The organism is Rhizobium sp. IBUN, assembly GCF_000510625.1.
In the GTDB taxonomy this organism is placed as follows: Bacteria; Pseudomonadota; Alphaproteobacteria; order Rhizobiales; family Rhizobiaceae; genus Rhizobium; species Rhizobium altiplani.
Window position 1 is genome coordinate 362329 of record NZ_AZNV01000002.1, and the last position, 17209, is coordinate 379537.

The 17209-nt window shown below is 59.6% G+C and carries 15 protein-coding genes; 11 read left to right on the plus strand and 4 right to left on the minus strand.

The genetic code is table 11. The annotated features are described in order from the left end of the window. Positions 1-69: 69 nt before the first annotated feature. Positions 70-1995, minus strand: a complete 1926-nt coding sequence (locus RHIBUN_RS0103805; protein ID WP_025658522.1) for an ABC transporter substrate-binding protein — start codon at positions 1993-1995, stop codon at positions 70-72. Positions 1996-2177: 182 nt separating this feature from the next. Between RHIBUN_RS0103805 and RHIBUN_RS0103810 the strand changes: the two genes are divergently transcribed. The 7 genes from RHIBUN_RS0103810 (at position 2178) to RHIBUN_RS0103840 (ending at position 8669) form a co-directional block, all read left to right on the plus strand. Continuing rightward, positions 2178-3206: a LacI family DNA-binding transcriptional regulator gene (locus RHIBUN_RS0103810; RefSeq protein WP_025658523.1), complete on the plus strand. Its 1029-nt coding sequence runs from the start codon at positions 2178-2180 to the stop codon at positions 3204-3206. 193 nt (positions 3207-3399) lie between these two features. Then, positions 3400-3543, plus strand: coding sequence for a hypothetical protein (locus RHIBUN_RS36285; protein WP_156932669.1), 144 nt, complete (start codon positions 3400-3402; stop codon positions 3541-3543). Between the two features lie 215 nt (positions 3544-3758). Beyond that, positions 3759-5114 (plus strand): LLM class flavin-dependent oxidoreductase, encoded by a 1356-nt coding sequence (locus RHIBUN_RS0103820; protein WP_025658524.1) that lies wholly within the window; start codon positions 3759-3761, stop codon positions 5112-5114. 11 nt (positions 5115-5125) lie between these two features. Continuing rightward, positions 5126-5956: an ABC transporter ATP-binding protein gene (locus RHIBUN_RS0103825; protein ID WP_025658525.1), complete on the plus strand. Its 831-nt coding sequence runs from the start codon at positions 5126-5128 to the stop codon at positions 5954-5956. Positions 5957-5979: 23 nt separating this feature from the next. After that, on the plus strand, positions 5980-7056 hold the full coding sequence (locus RHIBUN_RS0103830) for an ABC transporter substrate-binding protein (RefSeq protein WP_025658526.1): 1077 nt from the start codon (positions 5980-5982) through the stop codon (positions 7054-7056). Between the two features lie 24 nt (positions 7057-7080). Beyond that, positions 7081-7899: an ABC transporter permease gene (locus RHIBUN_RS0103835; RefSeq protein ID WP_025658527.1), complete on the plus strand. Its 819-nt coding sequence runs from the start codon at positions 7081-7083 to the stop codon at positions 7897-7899. A gap of 2 nt (positions 7900-7901) precedes the next feature. Further along, positions 7902-8669, plus strand: a complete 768-nt coding sequence (locus RHIBUN_RS0103840; RefSeq protein WP_025658528.1) for an ABC transporter permease — start codon at positions 7902-7904, stop codon at positions 8667-8669. A 337-nt stretch (positions 8670-9006) separates the two neighbouring features. Here RHIBUN_RS0103840 and RHIBUN_RS0103850 read toward each other — a convergent pair whose 3' ends face one another. Continuing rightward, positions 9007-10056 carry a LacI family DNA-binding transcriptional regulator gene (locus RHIBUN_RS0103850; RefSeq protein ID WP_037214841.1) on the minus strand — a complete coding sequence of 350 codons (1050 nt, stop codon included), beginning with the start codon at positions 10054-10056 and terminating at the stop codon, positions 9007-9009. 437 nt (positions 10057-10493) lie between these two features. On the opposite strand from RHIBUN_RS0103850, the gene RHIBUN_RS0103855 reads away from it, so the two are divergent. From RHIBUN_RS0103855 to RHIBUN_RS0103870, 4 genes are all read left to right on the plus strand, one after another. Next, positions 10494-11456 (plus strand): sugar-binding protein, encoded by a 963-nt coding sequence (locus tag RHIBUN_RS0103855; protein WP_025658530.1) that lies wholly within the window; start codon positions 10494-10496, stop codon positions 11454-11456. A gap of 80 nt (positions 11457-11536) precedes the next feature. Next, positions 11537-13078 carry a sugar ABC transporter ATP-binding protein gene (locus RHIBUN_RS0103860; RefSeq protein ID WP_025658531.1) on the plus strand — a complete coding sequence of 514 codons (1542 nt, stop codon included), beginning with the start codon at positions 11537-11539 and terminating at the stop codon, positions 13076-13078. A 39-nt stretch (positions 13079-13117) separates the two neighbouring features. Next, positions 13118-14143 (plus strand): ABC transporter permease, encoded by a 1026-nt coding sequence (locus RHIBUN_RS0103865; RefSeq protein ID WP_025658532.1) that lies wholly within the window; start codon positions 13118-13120, stop codon positions 14141-14143. Positions 14144-14255: 112 nt separating this feature from the next. Then, a complete protein-coding gene (locus RHIBUN_RS0103870) occupies positions 14256-15770 on the plus strand; it encodes an aldehyde dehydrogenase family protein (protein ID WP_025658533.1) in 1515 nt (504 codons plus the stop codon). 26 nt (positions 15771-15796) lie between these two features. Here the strand turns inward: RHIBUN_RS0103870 and RHIBUN_RS0103875 are convergent, their stop codons facing one another. Further along, entirely contained in the window at positions 15797-16309 is a 513-nt protein-coding gene (locus RHIBUN_RS0103875) for a GNAT family N-acetyltransferase (RefSeq protein ID WP_025658534.1), read from the minus strand. 19 nt (positions 16310-16328) lie between these two features. After that, a complete protein-coding gene (locus tag RHIBUN_RS0103880) occupies positions 16329-17207 on the minus strand; it encodes a carbohydrate ABC transporter permease (protein WP_025658535.1) in 879 nt (292 codons plus the stop codon). Positions 17208-17209: the final 2 nt, after the last annotated feature.

A 17209-nucleotide genomic window follows, 5' to 3' on the forward strand; every position in this document is an offset into this window, starting at 1 on the left:
AGTCAACGAGGGATCTGCCGCCGGCCCAGGTCGGCCGGCGTCGGATACATGTCTGATCCTGAAAGACCGTCAGGCCTTGTAGAATTGCTCCGGCATGGTGGGAGCGGGTGTGGGCCAACCGAAGGAATTCGGCATGGTCCGCGTGATATTCTTCATGTTGTTCTTGACGATGCCGTAGCCGTCCGGGGGCTGCGAAATACCGAAGACGTAGAAGTTGTCGGCAGCACCCTGCAGGATCTTCTTCATGACTTCCTGCTGACCTGCGGGGTCGGCGGTCGCCTTCAGCTTGTCGTAAAGCTCGAGCAGCTTCCTGGTCTCTTCCGGCGGTTCTTCGGCATTTTCATTGTTTCGGTCGAGATACCAGAGCTGCCAGGCCGGGGCATACATCGCGTTTGAATCCGTCGGCACGTAGTAGCGCGGGTCGAGCATTGCGGCGACACCGCCATTGGCGCCGAATTGGTGGGCCGTGGCATCGAAGTCGCGGCCCTGGCGGACGCGTGTTTCCCAAAGCGACCGGTCCATCGTGCGCATCTGCGCATCAATACCGACTGCCTGGAACATCGGGATGACCAACTGGAAGAGATCGAGGAAGATCGCACGAGCCTGGTCGATCTCGAAGATGATCGTCAGGCGCCGACCCTGGTCGTCCAACCTGAAGTTCTGGTCATCGCGCTTCGGTATGATCTGGTCGAGCATGGCATTCGCCTTGTCGACATCATACGAGGTGAACTGCGTGGCGAGCTGCTCGTTATAGAGCGGATCTCCCTGCTTGATCGAGGGCTGGGCCGGCGCACCCTGGCCGACGAGGACGGCATCGATCAGCGTCTGGCGATCAAGCGCCGTCGAAAGAGCCGCGCGGAAGTCCTTGTTCCGGAAAAGCTTCCGTTTGGTCGCGTCGTTATGGTTCAGGTTGAAGATGAAGTTCATCACGTTGGCCTCTGTCGAGGAAAGCGTGTAGAAGTCGTAGCCGCCCTGCTCACGGGCATCGTAAAGCACCGATTTATTATTCGGCGTCGCGATGTACTGGTCCATCAGGTCAATCTCGCCTTGCATGGCCTTGAGAAGCAATACCTGCGGATCCGCCACCATCTGGTAGACGATCCGGTCCATATAGGGCAATTGATTGCCCGCGGTATCGACCTTCCAATAGAAGGGGTTGCGTTCAGCAATGACGCGTTCGGTATTTTCGCCGGGCGCGGTTGTGAACATCCAGGCGTTGAGGCAGGGCTTCTTCGAGGAATTGAGGAAGAATGCGTTGTCATCCTGAAACCCGGACGCCGCCTGGAAGGCTGCGATCCAGCTTTCGAAACCGCGTTGCTTGGCGAGTTCGTCGGCCTTCGGATTGTAGTCAATATGGAACTGTTCGAGATAGTGTTTCGGACAGCGGGTCGTGTGGTCGTTGTTGGCCCAGGCCACCTGGAGCGGAAACATACCGTTAGGTTTTTCGAAGATCACCTTGAAGGTCTGTTCGTCGACCACTTCAAGCTTGGCCGGCTTGCCGGCTGTCTTCCAGTGGCCCTGGCTGGTAACGGCGACGCGCTTGTCCGTCAGGACTGTATCATACCAGAACTTGACGTCGGCCGTCGTATAGGGCTGGCCATCCGACCACTTCATGCCCTTGCGAAGGCGAATCGTATAGACCTTGGATTCGGCATCGCCATCGAAGGCTTCCGCGACGTTGAGGGTGACGCCTGACCAATCCGGCGTATAACGAAGCAGCGGCTCATAGGCCTGATAGCGGAAGAGCATGGAGAGCGATCCACCGCCGACCAGTGCCATATTCCAGTCGCCGCCGTATTTTCCGACACTTTCTACCGGTTTTACGACGAGCGGGTTTGCCGGCAGCCGATCCGTGACCGGTGGCAGCGCGCCGCTCGAAACCTTTTCCTTGAGGACGTCCGCTTCCGTGTAGCCGGTCGCAAGCGCCGGCAGTGCAGGCAAAATCAGAACGGCCGAGGTCCCGGCCAGAAACGCACGACGTTTCAGCTTGATCATGGATATCTCCTCCAAAGATCCGCGCCCCTTTATTGTTGTTCTGCTCCCAGGCTTGGATGACGGGAAGATTACACTTGGATACTGTTAGGTAAAGCGTTATGTTTCGTTATCGATGAAGTTTGCTTTTTCAGCTGAGGCAGTGTAGGCGAAGCGAAGATGGAACGACAACGCAGAGGTGCGGAGTGGGGAGCAGGGGACGAGTAACGTTGCAGACGATCGCGCGGGAGGTAGGCCTCTCGAAATATGCGGTCTCGCGTTCACTGGCGGGCAAGAGCGGCGTCAGCGAGGAAACGCGCGAGCGCATTCGCGAGATGGCCGTACGTCTTGGCTATGCCAAACCGGCGGCCCAGGCGGGTTCCAACGATATCGCCGTTGTTTTTCACGATCTCGATCCAGTCAACAGCGAGCTCTACATGCAGGTCCAGAATGGAATGCAGGGCGAAGCCCAAAGGCTCGGCATGGGTTTGCGCGTGCACTGGACGCATAGCGCTCGTCAGTTGGAAGATCTGGCCCTTGCCTGCGCCGGGCTGCTTCTCGTCGGCCCCCATGATCGCGAGGCGATTGCGGCTGCCACGGCGACCGGCATTCCGATCGTCCGGTTCGGCTGGATCGACCCGTTGGAGCAGGCCGATCAGATCACTGGCACGGACCATGAGGCAGGCCAGGCGGTCATTCAGTATCTGATCAATCTCGGCCATCGCTCGATTGCCTACGTGTCCGGTGCGCCCGGATACAGGGGACGCCGTGAGCGCTTCTATGGCGCTCGCGAGATCGCCGAAAGTCATCCCGATGTCGCGCTTCATGTGATGCAGTTCGACGAACAGGGGGCCTTCGCCGATGCTTTTCGCGCGCTGAAGGAGAGCGGCGTGCGGCCGACGGCGTTTTTCTGTGCCCATGACGGTCTTGCCCTGACCGTTGTCTCCGAATTGCTCGGTCAGGGTTATCGCATTCCCGACGACGTCTCTGTCGTCGGTTTCGGTGACTTTTCCCCGGCAACACAAATCTCGCCGCCGCTAACCACCGTGCGAATGGAGGGTCAGGAGTGTGGGGCGGTCGGCCTGCGCCTCCTGCTTGAGCGCATCGAGACGCCGCGGCGACCAGGCGACCCCGCTCGCCGCATCAATATCGCCTCGCGCATTATCGAGCGCCGCTCGGCCGGTCCCTGCAAGGACATGCGCATTTCGGAAGATACTGCGAAGTCGTCACGCTAAACGACCGGCTTCCAAGCCATCGCATTTGCACCTCAGGTGCAAAAATGGATGCTGGTCCGGATCTGTCCGGGGCAGGGACGCCGCCCCCTATACATGGCTGATGGTTCATGGACGAACCTGCCGAGCACGGAACTAGCCCCCGTCCCTGTCGCAAAAAAGCCCGCGTCACCGTATCGGCGACGGGATAGAGCAGTTGAAGGCTGTCAATGAAGCGGCGGCCGGCCTCGCGGCCGTCGGTCAACTCGAAGCCAAGGAGAGCGCCGCAATGGCCCAGGCGCAGGTACTTCTGCGCCCGCTCGCCGCTGGCTGGCTTTCAGGTCCCGAAATATCTGATTGATTTTACGTAGAGAAATTCTTTTCGAAGGCGACAATTGCGCCAGCGGCGCTATCGACGCAATATCTTTCCGACCGGTGCCACGGCAGAACGTCGTCATTCAAAAGGCGCCATTGCACGCGGCAAAAATCTCGCAACGACACAGGAAATAGAATACTATTTCTATAGATATTAATTGTTGCTGCTAGCCTATCGTCTCCCTCACCAAGGAGACACACATGAGTGCCGCGCGACCACAGCTCAAACTTGGCGCCTTCCTCTATCCGACGGGCCATCACGTGGCCGCGTGGCGCCACCCGGAAGCGCAGGCGGACGCCGGTTCCAATATTGCTCACTACATCGAGCTTGCGCAGCTGGCTGAAGCGGCGAAATTCGATCTCGTTTTCATGGCTGACGGCGTTGGAACGCGCGGGACGGACATAGAGGCATTAAGCAGGACAGCTGTCCGCTATGTGGCGCAGTTCGAGCCGATTACCTTGCTGTCGGCTCTGGCGGCGGTGACCAAGCACATCGGATTTGTCGCTACAGCTTCCACCTCATACAACGAGCCCTACCATATCGCGCGGAAATTCGCCTCGCTCGATCACATCAGCGGCGGCCGAGCCGGCTGGAACCTGGTCACTTCGTCCAGCGAGCACGAAGCGCATAATTTTGGTCGTGATGAGCATTATGCACATGCGGAGCGATACGAGCGGGCCGAAGAGTTTGCCGATGTCGTGCGCGGACTGTGGGACACCTGGGAGGACGACGCATTCCTGCGCGACAAGGAAAGCGGCATCTACTTCGATCCGGACAAGCAGCATATCCTCAATCACAAGGGCAAATTCTTCAAGGTTCGCGGGCCACTGAACGTCGCCCGCGCGCCTCAGGGTCAGCCAGTGCTCGTACAGGCAGGCTCGTCGGAACCGGGCAAGGAGCTTGCCGCGCGTACCGCAGAGGTTGTCTTCACCGCGCATCAGACAATCGAGGATGCTCGCGGCTTCTATAAGGATCTCAAGAACCGACTTGCCAAATACGGACGCGGGCCGGAAGAGTTGAAGGTCATGCCGGGGATCTTCCCGGTCGTCGGCCGGACACAGGCAGAGGCTGAGGCGAAATTCCAGGAAATTCAGGATCTCATACATCCGGTGGTCGGCCTGTCGATGTTGAACGGCATGACCGGTGGCGTTGATCTCTCGAAATATCCCCTGGACGGTCCCATCCCGGACCTCCCGGACACGAACGCAAGCAAGAGCCGGCAAAAGTTGCTTCTTGATCTTGCAAGGCGCGAAAACCTGACGATCCGCGAGCTCTATCTGAGGATCGCAGGCGCGCGTGGCCATTGGCAGGTCGTCGGCACGCCGAGCAGGATCGCGGATGAGATGGAGCACTGGTTCACGACCGGGGCGGCAGACGGCTTCAATGTTATGCCGCCGCATCTGCCCGTCGGACTAAGGGACTTCGTGGAGCTCGTGTTGCCGGAACTGCGGCGCCGCGGATTGTTCCGCACTGCATACCAGGGCAGGACGTTGCGCGAAAATCTTGGCCTTAGCACACCCCGGCACCCGGCGCGCGTTCAGGCCGCGGCAGAGTAGGGGTGATCGACATGAACCGCCCCCATCTCACAGCCGAGCACATAACCCGGCAGTTCCAGATCGACGGGGAGCCGCTGATCGCGCTCGACGACATCAATCTGGATATTGCCCAGGGCGAGTTTGTCACTGTTGTCGGTGCCAGCGGCTGCGGAAAGTCGACGCTGTTGCGTCTCTTCGCAGGCCTGGATATCGCGACATCCGGCACCATCCGCCATGCGGACGAGCAAGTGGTCGAACCCAGCCTTCATCGGGGCATCGTCTTCCAGGAACCGCGCCTCTTCCCCTGGCTGACGGTCGAGAAAAACGTCTCTCTTGGCCTTCTGAACAGCAAGCTGACCAAGGCGCGAAAGGCCGAGCTTGTGCGCGAACATCTGGAGCTTGTCGGGCTTTCCCGTTTTGCCAATGTCTACCCGCATCAATTGTCCGGGGGAATGGCGCAGCGTGCCGGCATTGCCCGTGGCCTCGTCAGCCGGCCGAACGTCCTTCTGCTCGACGAGCCTTTCGGGGCACTCGACGCCATCACCAAGGCACGCCTGCAGGACGAGCTGCAGGAGATCTGGGCGAAGGAAAACATCACGATGGTTTTGGTGACGCATGACGTGGAAGAGGCGGTCTATCTCGGGGATCGCGTCGTCGTCATGTCGCCGCGTCCTGGCCGCATCCGCGAAGTGGTTCCGGTCAAGCTGGCGCGCCCACGCCGGCGTACATCCAGCGATATTGCCAAGGTGCGCGATCGGGTCCTGAAGAGCCTTCATGCGACGGGCGAAAGCACGCAGCCCAAGGGGTTGAAATCAGCCGATGACGGCAGCCACGTCGAACGTGCAGTCGCACTCGCCAGATAAGCTTCAAAAAACGGAGAGAAACTATGAAACGCGCATTTCTACCACGCGTGGTCGCCGGCCTCGCACTGATGCTCGCGACCGCCCCGGCCACGGTCCACGCCGAGGAACCGCTGGTCATTCATGTCGGCTATGCCGCCATTGGCGTCGACAATCGTCCTTACGCGGAAGGCACGTCTGCCGCGACCGCCCGGGCGGGCGAATTTCTGGAGAAGGAATTTGCCAAGGATCCGGACATCAAGATTGAATGGACCTTCTTCAAGGGCGCAGGCCCTGCCGTCAACGAAGGCTTTGCGAATGATCAGCTCGACTTCGCCTACCAGGGTGATCTTCCCTCGTTGATCGGCCGTGCCAACGGGCTGAAGACCAGGTATCTCCTGGCAAGCGGAGCGAGAAAGCCGCTCTATCTCGCCGTCGCCAAAGATAGCGGCATTAAATCTATCGCGGATCTGAAGGGCCGCAAGATAGCCCTCCAGCGCGGCACGAACGGTCATCTGGCTGCCATCAAGGTGCTGGAGGCCAATGGGTTGACGGAGCGCGACGTTCAGGTCGTCAATCTCGACAGCGCAGGCACGGTTGCTGCTTTGACCAGCAAGGACATCGACGCCGCATTCGGCGATACGCAGCTGATCAACCTCGCCACCAAGGGTGCAGCCGATATCATCTATACCACCAAGGGGGACGATCCGCGCTTCGGCCGCAATGCCGGCGTCATTGGCCGCCAGGCGTTCATCGATGCCCATCCCGACATAACCCAGCGGGTCGTCGATGCTTTCGTCAAGGCGGCGCAATGGTCGTCGGACGAGCCGAACCGCACCGCACTTCTCGAGCTGTGGCACAAGTCGGGAACGCCAGTTCCAATTCTGGAGGAGTACTTCAAGGGTGACACGCTCGCCTACCGCAACTCGCCGCTGATCGATGACCTGCTTGTGTTGCAATACAAGGAGCAGGCGGCGAAGAGCAAGGAATTCGGCCTCATCCGCCGTGATGTCGATCTTGAGGGCTGGTTCGAACCTCGCTACCTCAAAAGCGCCATTGAACGGCTCAACCTGCAGCACTTCTGGCAAGCCTATGGCGCTGACGGCAAGCCGGTCGCCTCGTAAGCAGAGCATTGGAGCAGCAGGCTGATGGCAATCCCTCTTGAAATCGCCGGTGATGACGGCATCCCGAACGCGCGCAGGTTTTTCAAGGGACGGTTCTCTTCGCTCTCGGCCTTGCTTCTTCCCATGTTGTTGATTGCCCTCTGGTGGCTCGCCTCCGCGAGAGGCTGGCTGCCAGAGCAGATCCTTCCGGCGCCGTCCTATGTACTGCAGACCGCCGGTGACATGATCATGAGCGGGGAGCTGCTTTACCATGCCGCAGTCAGCTTGCGCCGCGTTGTCTTCGGCTTCGCCATCGGCGCGGGGTTGGGATTGGGTCTCGGCATCGCCATGGGCCTGTCTGCGCGCCTGGAAGACTATATCAAGCCGACGTTCCTAGCCTTCGCACAGATCCCGACGCTTGGATGGATCCCGCTTCTGATGCTGCTGGTCGGCATCGAGGAGACACTGAAGATCATCATCATCGCCAAGGGCGCTCTCGTGCCGATCACGCTCAATACCTTCTCCGGCATCCGCAGTGTTCCCGGCAAATACGTGGAAGTCGGCAAGGCACTGCGTTTCAGCCGGTGGCAGACGCTTCGCCTGATCGTACTGCCGGGCGCAATTCCTTCCATTTTTACCGGTATCCGCTATGGCCTTACGCACGCATGGACTTCGCTTGTCGGGGTCGAGCTCCTGGCGTCATCCGAAGGGCTCGGCTACCTGCTCGTGTGGGGAAGACAGATGTTCTGGCTTGATACCGTGATCATCGCGATGATCGTGATCGGCCTCATAGGCTTTGCCATGGACAAGGGCCTGAATGGCGCCGAGGTCTTCATCCAGCGCTGGAAGAAAGAAGGACTTTGACGATGGCCGAAGCGTCAACGAGGCTTGTCCCTATCAGACGTGGCCTCACCCTTCCTCTTCTTCTTCTCGCTGTATGGGAGGCCTCCAGCCGCCTCGGGCTCGTTGATCCCCGCTTTCTGCCAGGGATCGAAGATGTCGTCCTGACCGCCAAGCGCGAGATCATCGACAATGGTCTGACGGGCCAGCTCACAGCCAGTCTGTTGCGCAATATCGCAGGTTTTTTGATTGGCTGCGTCCTCGGCGTCGGTTTCGGCACGCTCGTTGCCGTGACGAGGATCGGAGACAGGCTGGTCATGCCGACCTTCAACGGCCTGAAGCAAATTTCTCTGCTTGCCTGGATACCGCTCATTTCGGTGTGGTTCGGTTTCGGCGAGCAGGCGAAGGTGGTCTTTGTCGCTCTTGCAGCTTTCATTCCCATCGCCCTCAACACTTATGACGGTATCAAGGACGCGCCTTCAGAGCTGGTGGAGGTCGGTCGGGCGCTGCGGTTTCGACCCTGGCAGCGCGTTGCCAGGATCTACCTGCCGTCAGCTCTCCCGGCGATCGCGACCGGCATCCATCTCGGCCTCATCTATTCGTGGCTGGCGACCGTCGGGGCGGAGTATTTCCTTGCGGTCGGTCCAGGCATCGGCGGTCTGGTCATTGCTGGACGCGAGCGCTTCGACATGGCACTGGTCATGGTCGGCGTCATCATTCTCGGCCTTGTCGGGTTTTCACTCAACAGGCTCGCCGGTGCGGCAGAAGCCAGGCTGCTGCGCCGGCGGGCCTGAGCCGGAAACCTGACGATGTTGGTGTACGGCTTAAGTGGTGGTGTCGGCAACGAGATTGGGAACCTGTTTCAACCGGTCGAGATCGGCAACGGCGAAGCCGGAGCCGGACCGGGACCGGCAGACAGTCCATAACCGGACAGGAACTTGCCCGTTCCGGCGAAGCGCCTGTCGAGCTCGTCGCAAGATGGATGGTATCCTCACCGCCCGCCACTTTCCAGGGTTGGTCAAACCGGGGGATTGCGTGGCTGTCGTCGCGCAATAACCGCCTCGATGAGGAGCCTATGTGAGCGGGTGAAGGTATCTGACCACATTTGCTGGGATTGCACCGCCGACTGCGCTATTGCGCATTTTGCTCGCTGTGGTGGATTTTTGCCCTTTTGACCGGAGGTGCCGCGACAGAGTGACGTTTGACGAGAGAGCATTCGAGCTTCGTAATCGGATACCGCTTCTTGCCAGGAAGGCTTTCCGGATTGAGATGTTCGATCGACCATTGGCCCATGGCGAGATGGGGAAGGACAGACGTCGTCAGCGGGGGAACGAGATGTCGCGATATGTCTTCGTCGTCGTAACCCACAACCGACATGTCCTGGGGAATGCGAAGACCCGCATCCTTGAGGGCTTCGTAGCACCCGATCGCAGTTCTGTCATTCTGGCAGAAGATCGCTGTTGGCGGCTCCTTCAGAGCCAGCAGCTTCATTGTCGCAGCATAGCCGGCGCTGGCCGACCAGTCGCCTTCGATGACCAGTTCGGGATCGAAGGGAATATCGGCTGTCGCGAGCGCGCGGCGATATCCGGTTAGACGATCCTGCGCAGCCTGCATCCAGATTTCGCCGGTGATCGTGGCGATGCGATGGTGTCCATGGGCGATCAGATGTCGGGTGGAACTCTGTCCTCCCGCAATCTCGCTCGGCACAACGCAAGGGAAGGCGTAATCCGCCGTATAACAGTTGAGCAGCACCGTCGGGATGTTGAGCTTGTAAAAATAGGCGGGAAGCTCAACCTCGCGCGTATAGATCGTCATGTAGATGAGCGCCGATATGCCGCCGCTCGTCAACGCTTTTATGGCCTTCGGCTCCATGACGGGATCGCTGAGCGTTTGCGTCACCAACAGGACATTGCCGGCGTTCCATGAGGCTTGCCGCGCGCCTTCAATCGCAACGATTGCTTCCGGGCTGGTCGCGAGCTGGTCGACGGCAAACCCGATCACATTGTCCAGGCCCGAGTAAGAGGTCGGCGTTGCATATGTCGCTCCCATATAGCCAAGTGCCCGCGCTGCCTCAAACACGCGCTCGCGGGTCAACTGCGAGATGCGGGTGCCGGGCGTGTTGTTGAGCACGAAGGAAACGGCCGCCTGCGAGCAACCGGCCGCCTTGGCAATATCCATCATTGTCACGCGCTCGGGGCGAGCGGCCTTTCGGTTGCGTGCAGGCTTCCTTGCCGCGGGCTCGTGTTCGTCCAAGATCTTGGTTTTTCGCATCCGTGGAGGTCCGTTACCCATATTTGGTCAAGGTGTTAATTTGCTCACCATTGGTAATTAATATTACCACTGATCAGTCTGCGTTAGCAATCGCATGAAGTGACATACTTGTGCGCCGCTGCTGGCCATATCCGAACGCGAAAATGCATTTCCGCTGCCATTCTATGAAATGTTTTGATCTGCATTGATAATACTATTTACTAATTAAAATTCTTGTATACCGTCATGGAGCGATCGGAACCCTATGCCATTCGTCGCTTCGCGACCGCCCTAGGAGGGGGCGCGCATCCGGCCGGCCGCAAGTTGCAATCGGGCCCTTGCTACTGCGGCCCTTCGGGAGGTGTATTATGAATCAGCTGAAACGCAATGCAGCCTTGTTTTTCGCCGGATTGATGCTGAGTGCCGCGCCTGTTGCGGTATCCCATGCCGCCGACAAGCCGACCTTGGCCTTCGTGGTCAACGGGGCTTCCGACTTCTGGAAGGCTGCCGAGGCCGGCGTGAAGAAGGCCCAGGGCGAGATGCCAGACTACGACATGCAGCTGAAATATCCTGAACAGGCGTCAGTCGCCGTTCAACAGCGCCTGATGGAAGACCTTGTGAGCGCTGGCGTCAAAGGCGTCATGGTTTCCGCCGTCGATCCTAAGACCCAGACGGACGGCCTGAACAAGATCGGTTCGCAGACTGCACTCTTTACCACCGACAGCGACGCGCCCCAGACCAACCGTGTTGCCTATATCGGCTCGTCCAACGTCGACGCTGGCAAGCAGGCCGCTGAAATCGCCAAGAAGGCAATGCCTGATGGCGGTAAGTGCATCGGCTTCGTCGGACTTCTTGGCGCCGACAATGCCAAGGAACGCATCCAGGGCATGAAGGACGGGCTGAAGGGAACGAAGATCGAGCTGACGGACGTTCGCGGCGACGACATCGACCAGACCCGTGCCAAGAAGAACGTCGAGGATGCGCTGGTTGCCAGCCCCGACGTGACCTGCATGGTCGGCTTCTATTCCTACAACACGCCACGCATCTATGAGGCGCTGCGTGACGCAGGCAAACTAGGCCAGATCACCGTCGTCGGCTTCGATGACGATCCGATCACGCTTGGTGGCGTCAAGGAAGGCACAATTGCGGCGACCGTCGTGCAGCAGCCGTTCGAATGGGCCTATCAGGGCATGAAGCTGATGGCAGCCTATCTCAAGGGCGACAAGTCTGGCGTTCCAGCCAACGGTCTGATCATCATCCCGACCGTCATCATCGGCAAGGATGATGTCGACAAGTATGCCGCCAACCTGAAGGCCATGGCCGGCAAGTAATCCTTCCTTGCGGCGGTGGTGCCAGTCGCCGCCGCAAGTGACGTGTTGTGCCGACAGCATTTAGCAGCCATGGACAGGCGATGAACCACAGCTCCGATATCCCGTCACCGGACGCGCCCGCGACACCGTTCCTTTCGCTTTCCGGTGTGGGCAAGACTTATCCGGGCGTCGTCGCACTTGACGGCCTGTCAATGGACATCATGCCGGGCGAGGTGATCGGCCTCGTCGGCGAGAACGGGGCAGGAAAGTCGACGCTCATGAAGATCCTCGGCGGCGTGATCGCGCCCGACCGGGGCACGATCCTGCTCGACGGGGCGGAGCTTCGTTCGCTTACCGTGGAATCGAGCATCTCGTCCGGCATCGCCTTCGTCCACCAGGAACTCAATCTCTTCGAAAACCTCGACGTCGCCGCCAATATCTACCTGGGCCGCGAACCACTGAAGGCCGGGCCTCTCAAGCTCGTCGATCGTGATCGACTGAGGGAGATGGTAAGGCCGCTCCTGAAGCGTGTGGGGGCGCATTTTTCCGCCGACACGCCCGTGGCGTCGCTTTCGCTTGCCGAGCAGCAGATGGTGGAGATCGCCAAGGCATTGTCGATCAACGCGAGGCTCGTCATCTTCGATGAGCCCACATCCAGCCTTCCCTTGGCCGAAACCGAGCGGCTTTTGAGCATCATCAAGTCGCTGAAGGCAGATGGCATCAGCGTCATTTTCATCTCGCATCGCCTCCACGAGGTCGAGCGCGTCGCCGACCGCGTGGTCGTGCTACGCGATGGCACGCTCGCCGGTACGCTTGCAAAGGCCGAGATCGGGCACGACCAGATGGTCAAGCTGATGATTGGCCGGGTGCTTGCGGCGCGCACCGCCAAACCGCAACGCGCGCCCGGCTCGGTTGCGCTGACGGCAAGCGGCGTGCGCACCGAGGCCTATCCATCCCGCCCTGTCGATCTGGACATCAGGTATGGAGAAATCCTCGGACTTGCCGGCCTTGTCGGCTCGGGGCGCACCGAGCTTGCAAGGGTGCTCTTCGGCATTGACCGGAGTTACGGCGGAGCCATTCTGCAGGACGGACAGCAAATCGCGGTCGGCTCCGCGCGTGTTGCCGTGGCTCGCGGGATCTTCCTGGTGCCGGAGGATCGCAAGCGCAACGGCATTCTTCTTGATTTCCCGATTGCCCAGAACATTACCCTTGCCGACCTTCCAAATCTTGCCAACCGCCACATGCTGTCTGCCGACCGGGAAACGGCGGCGGCTGAAAAGCAACGCGCTCGCCTTGGCATCAAGGCGCCCTCGGTTTCGACCCGGACCGGCACTCTGTCGGGCGGCAATCAGCAGAAGGTGGTGCTTGCCAAATGGCTATCGATGAACCCGAAGGTGATGATCTTCGACGAGCCAACGCGCGGCATCGATATCGGGGCGAAGAATGAAATTTACGGGCTGATGCGGGCCCTTGCCGATGCTGGCGTCGCCATCCTGATGATCTCAAGCGACATGGAAGAGGTGATCGGCGTTTCCGACCGCATTGCCGTCATGCATGAGGGCCAGATCGCCGGGATTCTGGAAGAGGATGACTTCAGCCAGGAAAGCGTCCTTTTGCTTGCCGTCGGCAAGAGAGTAAAATAGCGGCTGCGGCCATCATAGGTATCGGGGAACGGATCTCGAATGATCAAGAAAGACCTTGGACTGCTGCTTTTGATTGTCGTCGTCGGCATCGTCGTCGCCATCATCAATCCGCGCTTCCTGCTGCCGATCAACCTGGCGAACACCGCCAACCTGATCGGACTGTTTGGCATCCTTTCGATCGGCCAGGCCTTTGTCATCATTACCGGTGGCATCGAGCTTTCCGTGGGTTCGCTCGTCGCGCTTCTTGGCGTCCTTTTCATCGATTTCATTGCTGTCCAGGACATGTCCTGGATGTTGGCGCTGCCGCTCATCCTCGTGCTTGGGGCGGTCATCGGTGCCATTCATGGCTGGCTGATTACCAGGCTCAATCTGCAACCCTTTGTCGTCACCTTGTGCGGCTTGCTGATCTATCGTGGGGCCGCGCGCTTCTATACTGCCGACGGGACGGCGGGATTTGCCTTCGGCCAGAATTTCCCCGACCTCGAATTCCTGACCGCGGGCCGCTTCTATGGTGTTCCAAACACCTTCATTGCGCTCGCCATCATCACGGTGGTCATGTGGGTGGTGTTGCACCGCTCCGTCTTCGGGCGTTATCTTTACGCAATCGGCAAGAACGAGGAAGCGGCCCGTTATTCAGGCATCCGGACCGGCCGAATGATCATGTCGGCCTATGTCATCTGCGGATTGCTCACGGCGCTCTCGGCGATCTATTTTGCCATGTATACGCGCTCGATCTCACCGGCGAGCCATGGACAGTTTTACGAGCTCTATGCCATCGCCGCTGCCGTGCTTGGCGGGTTTTCGCTGCGCGGCGGCGAGGGATCGATCGTCGGTGTCGTGCTTGGTACAGTCTTGCTTCAGGAATTGCAGAACCTTGTGAACTTGCTCGGCATCCCGTCGTCGTTGAACTTTGCCGTGATGGGTGGCGTGATCCTCATCGGCGTCCTTATCGACCAGCAATGGCATGCGATCCGGGCACAGCGCCGCCTCGTGGCAGCAGCTCGACAGACTGAGGGCCGCCTGCACGACGACGGTTCGCTGCCGGTGGTTGCACGTCAGGACTAGAGCAGCGGGGCCATTCCATGCTGCGCCATACGACTTAAACCAATGCGTCCGGGTCATTGAAGACCGGAAGCGGATGAAAAGGCCGACCGTGATGTCTGGCCGGGGAGAAATGATGCTGTCTAACTTTATCGCGCCTGATTCCAGTGATCCGCGGCTGGGATCCAAATATCGTTACCGCATGCTCGTTGATGGCAAGTCTGTTGATGCTGCCTCGGGCAAGACCATCGATCGGGTGAGCCCCGGCCATGCCGGTATCGTGGTCGCAACATGGCCGGAAGCGTCGGCGGACGACGTTCGCTTGGCAATCGCAGCAGCGCGGCGGGCGTTTGACACCGGTCCTTGGCCGCGCATGTCGGGCGCCGAGCGGTCGCGACTGATGTTCAAGGTGGCGGATCTCATTCTTGCCCACCAGGAAGAACTTGCGCTGATCGAGAGCCTCGAGGTCGGCAAGCCAATCGCCCAGGCTCGGGGCGAGATCGGATTTTGCGCGGATCTGTGGTCCTATGCAGCTGGCCAGGCCCGGGCGCTTGAGGGACAGACGCACAATAATATTGGCGACGACCGGCTTGGCCTCGTGTTGCGCGAACCGGCAGGCGTCGTCGGCATCATCACGCCGTGGAACTTTCCCTTCATCATTGCCTCGGAGCGCGTGCCGTGGGCGATCGGCGCTGGGTGCACGGTCGTCCTGAAACCCTCGGAATTCACCTCCGGCACCTCGATCCGCATGGCGGAACTTGCGCGCGAAGCTGGCATTCCGGACGGGGTCTTCAATGTTGTCACAGGCTTTGGCGATCCGGCTGGCCAGGTGCTCGCGGAGGATCCAGGCATCGACATGGTGGCGTTCACTGGTTCCGTGCGCGTTGGCAAGAAGCTCGGTGAAATCGCCGCTCGTAGCGTCAAGCGGGTGGGGCTGGAGCTTGGGGGCAAGGGGCCGCAGATTGTCTTTGCCGATGCGGACCTCGAGGCGGCGGCCGACGGCATCGCTTACGGCGTCTATCACAATGCCGGCCAATGCTGCATTTCCGGGAGCCGGCTGCTGGTTCAGGAGGATATCCGGGATGCCTTGATGGATCGGTTGCTCGGCATTTCACGGAACGTCACGTTCGGGGATCCGTTGAACGAGCGCACCAAGATCGGCGCGATGATTTCGGAGGCGCATGCACAAAAGGTGCATGCTTACGTCGAGGCAGGGATTGCCTCCGGCGCGGAACTGCTTCTTGGCGGCGAAAGGGTAGGCAAGGGGACTGGACTGTATTACCCACCGACGGTCTTTGCAGGCGTCAAGCCGGACATGTCGATCGCTCGTGAGGAGATTTTTGGGCCCGTGCTTTCAACACTGACCTTCAAGACAGCCGAAGAGGCGATCGCACTTGCCAATAGTACCGAATTCGGCCTGTCAGCGAGCGTCTGGTCAACCAACCTCGAAAACGCGCTGCAAAGTATCCGCCGCATTCGCGCTGGTCGCTGCTGGATTAACAGTGTTATCGACGGGACGCCGGAGCTGCCGATCGGTGGCTATAAGAAGAGCGGACTGGGACGCGAACTTGGCCGCTATGGCTTCGACGAATATTCCCAGTTCAAGGGAGTTCATGTAACCTTGGGGCGGCCCACACCCTGGCTTGCATGAGCCGCTCAAGGACTTTGGGCGCGCATCTATGAAGGTTGGCCGTGCGATTGCGAGATTTCATCTGGCTCTGCCTCGGCCAACATGCCCCTGTATATTCCAGGGACGGATCCTTCGATCGGAACGGCGCCAACGCTTCGGCGGTAGAAGTCCATGGGTCCTGCCCCACCGATGACGCCGTAGGCATACCCTTGTGCATACATATCAAGTAACGTCGTCAAAAGCAGCGCATGGCCAACCCCCTGGCCACGGACTGCACTATCGACGCCAGTCGGGCCGAAGAAGCCCTTCACTGTTGCGTCGTGGCAGGCAAAGCCGATCAGTCTTCCGTTCTGGATTGCGATGAAGCACGTCGGCGGCTGCCGCATTGCAGCCGTGGTCGCTTCGCAAGACCACCCGGCTCCAAAGCGGGGCGTAATCCAATCGGTCAAAGCCTTCAGTTCAGGCGGCAAGACGCGACGGATCGTGACACCTTGCCGTTCCATTTTCGCATCGAGGGAGGTGTCCGGTTTGAGATCGTAGAGCTTGACAAGCATATCCATGTAATTGGTCCCTTTATCGTCATCCCTTCACGGCACCGGCCGTCAGCCCCGCAACGATGCGCCGCTGGAAAATGAGCACGACCGCGATCAGCGGCAACGTGACTGTCACCGAGGCAGCCATGATCTGTCCGAAGGGATATTCGTAACGGTTGGTGCCGGCGATCAATCCGATCGCGACCGGCACGGTGCGATTTTCGTCCGTCAGCGTGAAAGTCAAGGCAAAGAGGAATTCGTTCCATGCAAGAATGAAGGCGAGGATGCCCGTGCTTGCAAGTGACGGTCCCATCAGCGGCAGCAGTATCTTCAGGAGGATACGAAGGTGCGAACAACCATCAACGATCGCGGCCTCCTCCAACTCGCGCGGGAACTCGCGAATGAAGGTTGTGAGAATCCACGTCGTAAACGGCACCGTTGACAGAAGGTATGTCAGAATGAGCGCGCTTGGACGGTTGAAGAGCCCGAGCCAGTTGATGAGCTCAAACATGCCCGAAAGCACGACCACCTGCGGAAAGATCGAGATCATCAGGATAATCATCAAAACAGCCCGACGCTGCGGAAAGTCGATGCGTCCGAGCGCATAGGCCGCACTGATACCGATCACAAGGGACAGGCAGGTCGTTGCCACGGCGACATAGGCGGAGTTCAGGAGTGATCCGATGAACACCGGGTTGTTGATCAACTCCCGGTAATAGGTGAAGTCGAGCGCTGGCAGCAGGACCGAACGGTAGAGTGCCGCGCCCTGTTTCGTCGACGAAACGAAGGCCCAGTAATAGGGAAACAGCGTGTAGATCAGCACCAGCGATAGGGCAAGGATTTGCAGTACCCGCAACACCTGGCGCCGGGCCCTGTAATAGGCGCTCGACTTTCGGGCCGGGCGTACAAGAAAAAGGTCGGTCATGA